The 11824-nt window shown below is 68.1% G+C and carries 9 protein-coding genes and 1 pseudogene; 2 read left to right on the top strand and 8 right to left on the bottom strand.

Annotated features, from left to right (window positions below):
• The 7 genes and pseudogenes from ACLP4W_RS02645 to ACLP4W_RS02615 form a co-directional block, all read right to left on the bottom strand.
• Nucleotides 1–1838 (bottom strand): annotated as a pseudogene (locus ACLP4W_RS02645) (ATP-binding protein); the annotation flags it as partial.
• Between the two features lie 177 nt (nt 1839–2015).
• A complete protein-coding gene (locus ACLP4W_RS02640; protein ID WP_442383849.1) occupies nt 2016–3173 on the bottom strand; it encodes a glycosyltransferase family 4 protein in 1158 nt (385 codons plus the stop codon).
• Nucleotides 3174–3211: 38 nt separating this feature from the next.
• Nucleotides 3212–3778, bottom strand: coding sequence for a DUF3592 domain-containing protein (locus ACLP4W_RS02635; RefSeq protein WP_442383847.1), 567 nt, complete (start codon nt 3776–3778; stop codon nt 3212–3214).
• The gene (menD, locus tag ACLP4W_RS02630) at nt 3775–5412 is read right to left on the bottom strand and encodes a 2-succinyl-5-enolpyruvyl-6-hydroxy-3-cyclohexene-1-carboxylic-acid synthase (protein WP_442383845.1); all 1638 of its coding nucleotides are present in this window, start codon (nt 5410–5412) and stop codon (nt 3775–3777) included. Before menD ends, ACLP4W_RS02635 begins: the two co-directional genes overlap by 4 nt.
• A gap of 99 nt (nt 5413–5511) precedes the next feature.
• Entirely contained in the window at nt 5512–6294 is a 783-nt protein-coding gene (locus ACLP4W_RS02625; protein ID WP_442383843.1) for an alpha/beta fold hydrolase, read from the bottom strand.
• Complete coding sequence (locus ACLP4W_RS02620) at nt 6291–7208, bottom strand: o-succinylbenzoate synthase (RefSeq protein WP_442383853.1); 918 nt, start codon at nt 7206–7208, stop codon at nt 6291–6293. Before ACLP4W_RS02620 ends, ACLP4W_RS02625 begins: the two co-directional genes overlap by 4 nt.
• 50 nt (nt 7209–7258) lie before the next feature.
• Nucleotides 7259–8872, bottom strand: a complete 1614-nt coding sequence (locus ACLP4W_RS02615; RefSeq protein WP_442383841.1) for an amidohydrolase — start codon at nt 8870–8872, stop codon at nt 7259–7261.
• Between the two features lie 77 nt (nt 8873–8949).
• Between ACLP4W_RS02615 and fadD8 the strand changes: the two genes are divergently transcribed.
• Entirely contained in the window at nt 8950–10560 is a 1611-nt protein-coding gene (fadD8, locus tag ACLP4W_RS02610) for a fatty-acid--CoA ligase FadD8 (protein WP_442383839.1), read from the top strand.
• Nucleotides 10561–10631: 71 nt separating this feature from the next.
• Here fadD8 and ACLP4W_RS02605 read toward each other — a convergent pair whose 3' ends face one another.
• On the bottom strand, nt 10632–11171 hold the full coding sequence (locus ACLP4W_RS02605; RefSeq protein WP_442383851.1) for a TetR/AcrR family transcriptional regulator: 540 nt from the start codon (nt 11169–11171) through the stop codon (nt 10632–10634).
• 94 nt (nt 11172–11265) lie between these two features.
• Between ACLP4W_RS02605 and ACLP4W_RS02600 the strand changes: the two genes are divergently transcribed.
• The coding region (locus ACLP4W_RS02600) for an aldo/keto reductase (protein WP_442383837.1) at nt 11266–11824 on the top strand (559 nt) is incomplete at its 3' end.

Below are 11824 nucleotides of genomic sequence, written 5' to 3'. Positions count from 1 at the left end.
CGCCTCGATCCGTCCGGTCGTGTAGCACAGCGACGCCATCACGTACAGGAACGCCAGCCGCGGGTGGTCGATGGCGCGGGCGAGCTCGATCAGCTCTTCAGCCCAGGCTATCGGCTCAAAGGTTTGGACCGCAGTGCCGAGCAACCCCGCATAGGTGGCGATGGTGGCGGCGACATCCAGATCGCCGTGGTCGGCGGCCCACCGAAACGCGGTGCGCAGATTGGCCAGCTCGACGCTGAACCAGTCGTAGGCCTCACGCTGTCGGGGGCTGTCCCACAGGGCCAGGATGTCGGCTTCGCGCCCGGCGAAGTGGCGGGCATGCGCGGTACGCGCCTCGGTGGCCTCACCGCGAGCGGCGAGTTGCTCCTCGGCGAACTGGCGGATCGTCTCCAGCATCGAAAACCGGGTCCGCCCCGCTGACCGGTCGGCGACCAGAAGGGACTTGCGCACCAACGCATCGAGCACATCCAGTGTGGCCAAGTCATCGCCGCAGCCACCGACTGCGCACCCAGCGGCGAGGTCGAACCCTCCGGCGAACACCGAACATCTTGCCAGCAGCGTCTTTTCGGTGCCGTCGAGCAGGTCATGGGACCACCCCACCGCATGACGCAGGGTTTGGTGGCGCTCCAGGCCACGGCGCGACCCAACCAGCAGGCGGAACCGGTCATCGAGCCGATCCCGCAGTTCGGTGACCGTCATCGACTGCATGCGAGAGGCGGCCAGCTCGATCGCCAACGGGATCCCGTCAAGGCGACCGCAGATCTCCACGACCGCGCCCGCCTCAGCTCCTGCTAGCGAGACACCGGGTGCGACAGCCGCAGCACGCTGCAGGAACAGGGTCGCGGCGGGCGAGTCGACACCGGCGAGCACATCGAGTGACGGCACCGGCCAAAGCTGTTCGTCAGCCACCCGCAAGCCTTCCCGGCTGGTGGTCAGAATCGTCACCGTCGCCGAGTGCGTCAGGATGGCCTCGATCAGGTCGGCGGCGGCGTCGAGAACGTGCTCGCAGTTGTCGAACACCAACAGCCGGACCCGGCCCTCCAACGCAGCCGCCACCGACTCGCTGACGGTCTTGCCGGGTTGTTGAGTAATGCCCAACACCGCTGCCACCGCGTCGGGCACCGACGCCGGATCAGTAACCGCAGCCAGTTCGAAAAACCAGACACCATCCGGGAATCCATCGCCGAGCCGCGCCGCGACTTCGGTTGCCAGACGGGTCTTGCCGACCCCGCCCACCCCAGTCAACGTCACCAATCGGTGCGCTCGGAGCGCCGCTTCGACCTCGACTACCTCAGTCTCGCGCCCGATGAAGCTGGTCGCCACACGCCGCAAGTTTCCGGGGCTTGTGTCCAACGCTTGCAACGGCGGAAAGTCCGTGCGCAGGCCGGGTGCTCGGACCTGGAACACCCCGACCGGCGTCGGTATATCCCGCAGCCGTCGCGGCCCCAGATCCAGCAGGTCCACGCCGCTGAGCAGAACCGCCGTCGACTCGACCAACAGGATCTGACCGCCGTGTCCGGCGGCCATCACCCGCGCCGCACGATTCAGCACCGCACCGAAGTAATCCCCATCTCGTAGCTCGGCCTCACCGGTCGCGATCCCCATCCGCACCGGCAACTCCGGCGCCCGCTGTGTGCCACCGCGGCATCAACCGCGGATGTTGGTGACGCGAATGCGGCGCACACCCCGTCCCCGGTGTGCTTGAACAACCAGCCCCCGTGCGCCTCGATCGCCTTGCGCAACACCTCGTCATGGGCGGCGAGTGCGATCCGCATCGCGTCCGCGTCGGCCTCCCACCGACGGGTCGAACCCTCCACATCGGTGAACAAAAACGTCACCACCCCCGAAGGAGCAGCCGCCGCAGGAGCCGACACCCCTGCAGAATCTCACACCAAGCCCGCTTCCACGCGGCCAACCACGACTGACTTTTGAGACCCTCATATCCCGTCTATTTCGAGACGGTTGTCGGCAGGGTTCTCGAATCTCAGCCGTTTAGGGCATGGCTGCGCTAAACGTCATTCCCCTTGCGCGTATCGCCTCAACGACATGCGCGCTCCGAGGTATGGCGACCTCTGTACCGCCTCGTAGTGGCCGAGCAGCTCGTCACAGATGACCGGCCAGCTGCGGCCGAGCACGCTGCGCCGGGCAGCGGGCGCGTAGCGGTGTCGCTCCTGGATCAGGTGGTCGACAGCGGCGGGCAGCCGCGCCTCGAATTCGTTGACGGGCAGCAGCAATCCGGTGCGGCACGGCGTGACCAGGTCACGTGGGCCGCCGGCGTCGGGGGCGATCACCGGCAACCCCGACGCCAGCGCTTCTTGTACGACTTGGCAGAACGTCTCATGCTCGCCCGGATGGACGAAAGCGTCCATGCTGGCGTACGCCGTCGCGAGCTCGTCACCGTACAACGCGCCGGTGAAAACCGCTGTAGGCATTGCCGATTCAAGCTTGCGGCGGTCGACGCCGTCGCCGACGATGACCAGCTGCACGGAGCCGGTGGAGGCCAGCGCGATTAGCCTCTCGACGTGCTTCTCCGGCGCGAGCCGGCCCACGAAGCCCACGATGGGCTTGCGGTCCGGCGACCACCGCTGCCTGAGCGCCTCGTCGCGCGCCGATGGCGCGAACCGTAGCACGTCGACCCCGCGCGCCCACCGATGTACCCGTGGAAATCGTTGGGAAATTAGGGATTCCATCGTCACGCTGGATGGAGCCAGGGTACGGTCGGCAAGGCTGTGCAGGTGGCGAAACCACGCCCACGCCGCCCGTGTCGTCATCGGGATGCCGTAGCTCGCCGCGAAACCGGGGACGTCGGTTTGATACACCGCGACCGTCGGCACCCCAAGCCAGCGAGCCGCTCGCAGCCCGCCGTAGCCAAGCAGCGCCGGCGACGCGAGATGCACAACGTGGGGATCGAATCCGCGCAACACGCTTACCATTCGGGGCATCGGCACGCCGAGCGGCAACGAGGTCACCTTCGGAAACATTCGCGACGGCACCCGATGTATCCGGATGCCGTCGTGAATTCGGTCTGCGCGGGGTTCACCCGGCGGATTGTCGGGCGCGATGACGAGGGCTTCGTGACCGGTTCGACGCAGATGCTCGAGGACGCGCAGCACTGAGTTGCTGACACCATTGACATTGGGGAGGAATGATTCGGCGACGATTGCAACGCGCACGCCTATACGTTCTCAGTCTCGGCTGTCGGAAAGGTTGCCTACGGGCATACGTCATGCGAAATCTGCTGGTCGGACGCCTCGGATGCGGGTTGTGCCGACCCGCTCCTGGCCTCGGCGCGGCGGTCCAGCCACCTGTCCAGGAACGCCAGGCCCATCAGGGCAGCCGTCGCAACCAGCCAGCCCACCACCGCGATGGATCCCGCCGGGATGATCGCCAGCCCGGCGTTGCGGTGCTGCACCCGAACCAAGTTCGGATCGTTCTTGTTGTATTCGACGTATATCCGCATACCCGTCGCCAATTCGGACGGATAGAGCACACCGAGCTCGGGACGGTAGGTGACGCGCTCGGGTGTGACGAATTCGATGGTGGAGCGCCGCGGCCCGGCACTGAGCACCTCTGCCTGTGCCACCCCCGTATTGTGTTGGATCGCAAGGTCGTCGCGCCAGGCGCCTGCCACCAGCAGCACCGACTGCAACGTGACCAAGCCGGCCACGATCAATACCCCAATCCGCGCCCACCGCAACACAATCCTGGCCCGGGTCTTCGACGGCTCGTCACTGCGGCCATGAATCAGTATGCGCAACAATTCTTTTGCAGATGTCATAGCGCCGCTTTGATGGCGGCGTGCAGCTGGCGCAACGACGACCGGTCCGCCTTGACTTCCAGCACCCGCATGCCTGATCCCGGTTCCTCGAGGGCCGCGTTCAGCTCGTCGACCTCGATCTGCCGGCTCTCCACGTGGTAGGCGCGGCACAGCGCGCCGACGTCGACGTCGTGCGGGGTCCCGAAGATCCGCGATGACACGTCGGAGAACCGCGGGTCGCCCTGCTCGAGCAGTTCGAAGATGCCGCCGCCGTTGTCGTTGGACACAACGATCGTCAGCCGGCGGGGGGTCGGTTCTGTCGGGCCGATCAGCAGCCCGGAGCTGTCGTGGACGAACGTCAGGTCGCCAATCAGCGCCACGGTGCGCCCCTCGTGCGACCCCTCATATGCGAGAGCCGCCCCGATCGCGGTGGACACGGTTCCGTCGATGCCGGCGACTCCGCGGTTGGACCGTACCCGGATGCCGTGGGTGTCTAGGCCGACCAGCGCCGCATCGCGCACCGGGTTCGAGGCGCCGAGCACCAGCTGGTCGCCCGGCCGCAGCGCGTCGGCCACGGCCGCCGCAACGTGCAGCCCGGTGGTCAGCGGGTGGGCCCTGAGTTGACCGCGCACTGCTTCATTCGCGTGCCGGTTCATGTCCGCGCAACGATGCAGCCACGCCGGATCAGGTGCCCCGGTGGTGACCGCCCGCGTGCCGGTGGCCTGTGAGTTACCCGAGACGTCCGGCCAGCGCGGCCCGGTGGTCAGCGCGTACACCGGCACCTGCGGGTCGGCCAGCAGCGCCGACACCGGACGATGCAATGTCGGCCGGCCGAGCATGATCACTTGCTTGGGGCGCAGCAGCGGCAGTGCCAGCGGGTGCAGCGGATTGTCCGGGGGCGGCGCCGTCGGCTCGGCGACGGTCGGCAACTGCGCCAGGTTGGGCTGCGCGCCCGCGCCGTGCCCGGCGATGACGACCGTGTCGGGCGACAGGTCGATATTCAGTGGCTGGTCGAACGTGACCGGCGGCGTGTAGGTCCACGGCTTACCGCCGGGCCGGCCCTGCGGGATCACGGCACCGTGGGGTTCTGGATCAGGCACCAGTGGTTCGCGCAGTGGGATGTCGAAGTGCACGGGCCCGGCGTTGGCGCTACGAGATCCGGTGGCGGCCACCAACACTCGGCAGGTGGCCGAACGCCAGGTCGCATTGAGCGCATCCAGCCGCCCGGGCGCGTCCTCGGCCAGGCCGAGGCTGATGGTGGCGCGCACCTGGGTGCCGAAGTAGCCCAGCTGCTCCATGGTCTGGTTGGCCCCGGTGCCCAGCAATTCGTAGGGCCGGTTGGCCGACAGCACGATCAGCGGCACCCGCGCGTAGTTGGCCTCCACCACCGCCGGACCCAGGTTCGCCACGGCGGTGCCCGACGTCATCGCGACACACACCGGCGTATCGGCGGCGATCGCCAACCCGATGGCCAGATAACCCGCCGTGCGCTCGTCGATGCGAACGTGCAACCGGATCCGGCCGGACCGGTCGGCGTCCTGCAGCGCGAATGCCAACGGCGCGTTCCGCGAGCCGGGGCAAAGCACCACATCGCGGACGCCGCCGCGGATCAGCTCATCGACGACGACGCGCGCCTGTGTCGTCGAGGGGTTCACCAGTACAGGGTGTCACAGCCCCCGCTAGCCGCGCCGAACGTGGAGTTGTTGAGCCAAGTCGCCGTGATTTCGCGCGACAAGTCGACGTTGGGCGAAAGACTACTTGCCGGCGAAGAACTGCAGCGCCGCGGCGTTGACAGCCTGCGGCCGCTCCAAGAACCCGAGGTGACCGGTGTCGGGTATCTGCAGGTAACGACCGTTGGGCATGGCGTCAGCGACCTCTCGCCCCAGGTAGGGCGGCGTGACTATGTCGTCGCCGAAGCCGAGTACCAGCACCGGCGCGGCGATGCTGCGGTAGGCGGGCAACCGGTTGGTCTGCGGAGCGACGTCCAGCTGACAGCGCAGCCCCGGGGTCTGATTGATCGGCCAGGTGCAAAACATCGCGATCCAGTCGTCGACGGCCGCGTCATCGTTCAGCGTCTTGCGCGAGAAGCTCTCCAGCAAGCGAGCTCTCGCGTCGTATGAGACTGGCACCTGGGCGCCGGAGGCGTAGAGCTCGGCCTCGGCGTCGTGGAAGAACTGGCGGGCGCGGTCCAGGCGGCCGCGGGTGGCCATCAGCGCCGCGGCGGTGACCAGCTCCGGCCGCGCCACCATGAGTTCCTGGGCGATGAACGCGCCCATGGACGCCCCGACGATTCGCGCCGGTGCCGCGTCCAGCGACTCGATCAGCGCGGCGGTGTCGGCGACCATGGTTTGCGTCGTGAATCCTTCGGCGTTTTCGGTGGCGCCGATCCCGCGGTTGTCGAAGGTGATGACCCGGTATCCAGCCGCCAGAAACGCCGGCAACTGATGCGGATGCCAGGTGCGTCCAGCGCCCCCGCGGCCGGCGATGAAAACAACCGGCTCGCCGGACCCGCGATCGTCGTAAGCCAGGTTAATCACTCGGACGACGGTACAAGCAGCGGATAGCAGGCCTTGACCCGGTCGATCCACCACCGCCGCCGCTCGGGTGGCGCGGCCAGCGCGTGCAGCCGCGCCGGGTCGGGCGTAACCGGCCCGACCGCCAGGTAGCCGTCGACGGGCACGGCAGCCTCGGCGACGTCTTCGACGAACAGTCCACCGGTGCCCAGCCCGCACGCATGACCGAGTTGTGGCAGGGCCGCTGCGGCGGTCAACCCGGCGGCGATCCCCACGGCCGAATCGAGCGCGCTGGAGACCACGACCGGGATGTCGATCTGGGCAGCGATGTCGAGCAGGGCCGAAACCCCGCCCAGCGGAGCGACTTTCAGCACCGCTATGTCGGCGGCGTGGGCGCGGACCACGGCTAGCGGGTCGTCGGCCTTGCGGATGCTCTCGTCGGCCGCGATCGGCACGTCGACCCGCCGCCGCAGCGCGGCGAGTTCGTCGACGGTCGCGCAGGGTTGCTCGAGGTACTCCAGCGGGCCGTCGGCGGTCAGTGCGGCCGCGGCCCGCGTCGCCTCCTCGACGCTCCACCCGCCATTGGCGTCCACCCGCACGGTCGGGACCAGTTCGCGAACCGCGTTGACCCGATCGACGTCGTCGGCCAGCGTCTGCCCGGGCTCGGCGACCTTCACCTTGGCCGTGCGGGCCCCGGGAAACCGGGCCAGCATCTCGCCCACCTGGGCGGCCGGAACGGCGGGCACGGTGGCGTTGATCGGAACGCGGTCGCGTCGCACCGGCGGGGGCCGGCGGTATGCGCCCTCGATGCCCGACGCCAGCCAGGCGGCCGCCTCGGCGGCCGGGTATTCCACGAACGCCCCGAACTCACCCCAGCCCGCCGGGCCCTCGATCAACGCGAGTTCACGGGTGGTGATGCCGCGGAAACGCACGCGCATCGGCAGCGCCACCACATGCAGGCGGTCCAGCAGATCCGCACACGCCGGTGTCACCGTGGGTAAACCTGGCGACCCGCCAGAAACGTGGCACGCACGTCGAGGTCGGCGATCTGCTCGGGTGGCACCGTCCGGGGATCGGCAGACAGCACCACCAGGTCGGCGTATTTACCGACCTGCAGCGAGCCGACCACGTCTTCGGCGAACAGCTGCCAAGCGGCGTCGATGGTCTGCGCGCGGATCGCCTGTTCGACGGTCAAACACTCCTCGGGCGCGAGCACCCGGCCGCTGGGCGCCGTCCGCGTAACGGCCACGCTGATGTTGCGCAGCGGCTCCTCGGGCGTGACCGGTGGATCGTTGTGCAACGAGATGCGCATCCCGGTGGCCACCGCGGATCCGGCCGGCATCCAACGGGATCCGCGCTCCGGGCCGAACAGACCGTCAACAATCACGTCGCCCCAGTAGTGGATCTGGTCGACGAAGATGCTACAGGTGACGCCGAGGTCGGCGGCGCGCTGGAGTTGCTCGTCCCGGATGGCACCGACGTGCTCGAGCCGCAGTCGGTGGTCGTCGCGCGGATTGCGTTGCAGCGCCTCCTCGTACACGTCGAGGATGGTGTCGACCCCGGCGTCGCCCTGCACGTGGCAGGCCATCTGCCAGCCCAATGGGTAGTAGGCGCCGACAATTTCGGTCAGCTGTTCGGCGGTGTAGTTGGCGCATCCGCAGGAGCCGGGCGTCACTCCGATGGTGCGCGTCGCCGCGGTGTCCAGGTACGGAAAGGACAGCGCGATGTTGCCGATCCACGGCGAGCCGTCGACCCAGATCTTGATGCCGACCTGGCGCAGCATGTCATCGCCCTGGCCAGGGGTGGCGGCGGTGGACATCTGCGGATTGGAAACCTCGTAGGTGCGTATCCGCACCGTCAGCTCATCGCGCAGCTGCTCAACCAAGGGCCCAAACGCCGGGTCGAAGGCCATCTCCGAGCAGGTGGTCAGGCCCGCGCGGTTGAGCCGGGCGCACTCGGCAAGCAGCATCGCCGGGTAAGCGCCAGGCTGGATGGCGCCGCCCAGCAACGGAAACACCGCGGCGATTTCCTCGGCGCTGCCGTCGAGTTCACCGTGGGCGTCGCGTCCGTATTTGGCGCCCTTCGGGTCCGGGGTGTCGCGGGTCAGACCGTTGAGCCGGGCGGCGTGCGAATTGAAGAACGCCTTGTGCCCGGAGTTGTGGATGATCACCAGCGGGCCGTCCGGCGCGACATCGTCGAGCCAGGCCAGCGTGGGCTCCGGCAGGCCGGACTGCAGTAGCGCGTCCCAGCCGTTGAGATAGGCGCCGGTCGGACCCCGTTGCGCCACCTCGCGGTGGATCGCCGCGACGACGTCGTCGGGGTTGGGGATGGTGACCGGGCGGATGTCGACGATCCGGTCCGACAGCGCGATGGCCTCCATCAGCGGATGGCCGTGCGCCTCAATGAATCCCGGCATGACGCAGCCTCCATCGAGACTGCCGATATCGATGGTCCGGGTGCCCGGACCGATGTGCGCGGCGGCGTCGGCGCGAGAACCGACGGCGACGATCCGGCCGTTGGCCACGGCGACCGCCTCGGCTGTGGGCCGCGCGTCGTCGACGGTGAGCACCGTCCCGGTGATGACGAGGTCTGCATCGGCCACGAGCAGAAATCCTAGTGATGCTCGCGCTCTTTGAGGGTGCGGCTGACCCGAATTGCAACACGTTCTAGTCTGGCCACATGAGTGACGAGCTGCTGCGCAACCCCACCCACAACGGCCACCTGCTGGTGGGCGCGCTCAAACGGCACAAGAACAGGCCGGTGCTGTTCCTCGGCGACACCACGCTGACCGGTGGTCAGCTGGCCGAGCGGATCAGCCAGTACACCCAGGCGTTTGACGCGCTGGGCGCGGGCACCGGCGTCACGGTCGGCCTGCTCGCGCTGAATCGCCCCGAGGTCCTGATGATCCTCGGCGCCAGCCAGACTCAGGGTTACCGGCGCACCGCCCTGCACCCGCTCGGCTCGCTGGACGACCACGCCTACGTGCTCTCCGACGCCGGTGCCAGCGCGCTGATCATCGACCCCAACCCGATGTTCGTCGAGCGGGCGCTGGGGCTGCTCGAGCGGGTGGACTCGCTCAAGCAGATCCTGACCATCGGCCCAGTGCCAGAGGCACTGCAGAAGGTGAACGCTCATGTCGTCGATCTGTCGGCGGAAGCGGCCAAGTACGAGCCGAAGCCGCTGATCGTCGCCGACCTGCCGCCGAACCATATCGGCGGCCTTACCTACACCGGCGGCACGACGGGCAAGCCCAAGGGCGTCATAGGCACCACCGGGAACATCGCCACCATGACGTCGATCCAGCTTGCGGAATGGGAATGGCCGGAGCATCCGCGGTTCTTGATGTGCACGCCGTTGTCGCACGCGGGTGCGGCGTTTTTCACACCCACGGTGGTCAAGGGCGGCGAGATGGTCGTGTTGGCCAAATTCGATCCGGCCGAGGTGCTGAGAGTCATTGAGGAGCAACGCATTACGGCGACCATGTTGGTGCCGTCGATGCTGTATGCGCTGATGGACCACCCGGATTCGCACACCCGGGACCTGTCGTCGCTCGAGACCGTCTACTACGGCGCCTCGGCCATCAACCCGGTGCGGCTGACCGAGGCGATCCGGCGGTTCGGCCCGATCTTCGCCCAGTACTACGGCCAGTCCGAGGCGCCGATGGTGATCACCTACCTGGCCAAGGGCGATCACGACGAGAAGCGCCTGACCTCGTGCGGCCGCCCGACGCTGTTCGCGCGCGTGGCGCTGCTGGGCGAGGACGGCAATCCGGTGCCGCAGGGTGAGCCGGGCGAAATCTGTGTCAGCGGGCCACTATTGGCCGGCGGTTACTGGCACTTGCCGGACGAGACCTCGCAGACTTTCCGAGACGGCTGGCTGCACACCGGCGATATGGCCCGGGAAGACGAGGACGGCTTCTACTACATCGTCGACCGGGTCAAGGACATGATCGTCACCGGCGGGTTCAACGTGTTCCCCAGGGAGGTCGAAGACGTCGTCGCCGAGCACGTGGCCGTCGCGCAGGTGTGCGTGGTCGGGGCGCCGGACGAGAAGTGGGGCGAGGCCGTCACCGCGGTGGTCGTGCTGCGGGCCGACGCGGCCCGCGACGACGCCGCGATCGAGGTCATGACCGCCGAGATCCAGGCCTCCGTCAAGGAACGGAAGGGCTCGGTGCAGTCACCCAAGCAAGTGGTGGTCGTCGACTCGCTTCCGTTGACCGGGCTGGGCAAGCCGGACAAGAAGGCCGTCCGGGCGCGGTTCTGGGAGGGCGCCACCCGCGCCGTCGGCTAGCGGGCTCACCGAGTGTGCGGCTGGCCGCACGCTCGGGGCCCAATGTGCGGCAGACCGCACACTCGGCCGGTTCAGCGGGCGATCCCGGCGACCAGCAGGTCGAGCATGCGGCCCGTCTGCTCCGGCGAACCACTGGTCAGAAATATGCCGAGCAGGCTCGACACCACGTCATCGGCCCGCACGTCGGAGCGCAGGCTGCCGTCGTCCACGCCGGCCCGCAACAGCATGTCGACCGCGCCGACGATGCTGTCGCGCGTCTGGCTGGGCTCCATTGCGCCGGAGTCGAAGATCGCGTGTAGCGACTCGGCCATCCCGCGCTTGGCGGCCACGAAACTCGCATAGCGGTCCATCCAGCGTCGCAGGGCAGTCTTGGGCGGATGGCGCTTGAGCTGCTGTTCGGCCGCCGCGGCCACTTCGGCGAGTTCGGCACGGTAAATCGCCTCGACGAGGGCTTCCCGGTTTGGGAAATGGCGGTAGAGCGTGCCGATACCGACGCCGGCATCGCGGGCGATCGACTCGAGTGAGACCGGGCGACCGTCCGCGCCGGCGAACGCCGCGGTTGCCGCCTCCAGTAGCCGTTCGCGGTTGCGGCGCGCATCGGACCGAATCAGTTCGGCCAAATCGGAGGCTCCTCCGTTTCTGCTAGGCTGGAACAAGCGGAGGATCCTCCGCATTTCTCCAGTGTGTCACGAGCTAAGGAGCACCATGACAGACGAGCCACATCCCGGCGGTATCGGCAGCATCGGCACCGCCGAGGTTCTCAGGGTTGCCCGCGTCGGCTACGGGGCCATGCAATTGTTCGAGGCCTCGCCTGACGACGCGGCGGCGGTGCTGCGTCGCGCTGTCGAACTCGGCGTCAACCACATCGACACCGCGTCGTTTTACGGCCCCGGCGAGGTGAACCGCCGAATTCACGCGGCGCTGTCGCCCTACCGCTCGCCCTATGGTGAAGACCTCGTCATTGTCAGCAAGGTCGGTGCGCGATACACCGGCGAACAACCGATCCCCCTGGCCGCCGCGCAAAAGCCCGCCGAGCTACGCGCCGCGGTCGAAGATGATCTGCGCCAACTCGGGCTCGACTGCATCCCGGTGGTGAATCTGCGCCGCCTCGACCTCGGACCCGGCTTGCAAGCCGAGGGCGACCAGGTTGTCGACCTCGACGACCAGCTGGCCGAGATGATCGCGCTGCGTGACGAGGGCAAGATCGGCGCGATCGGCGTCAGCAACGTGGCACTCGAAGTGCTGCAGCGGGCGCTGCCGGCGG

This window comes from Mycobacterium sp., from assembly GCF_052145595.1.
Taxonomy (GTDB): Bacteria; Actinomycetota; Actinomycetes; order Mycobacteriales; family Mycobacteriaceae; genus Mycobacterium.
This window is presented reverse-complemented; position numbering and strand designations above follow the sequence as displayed.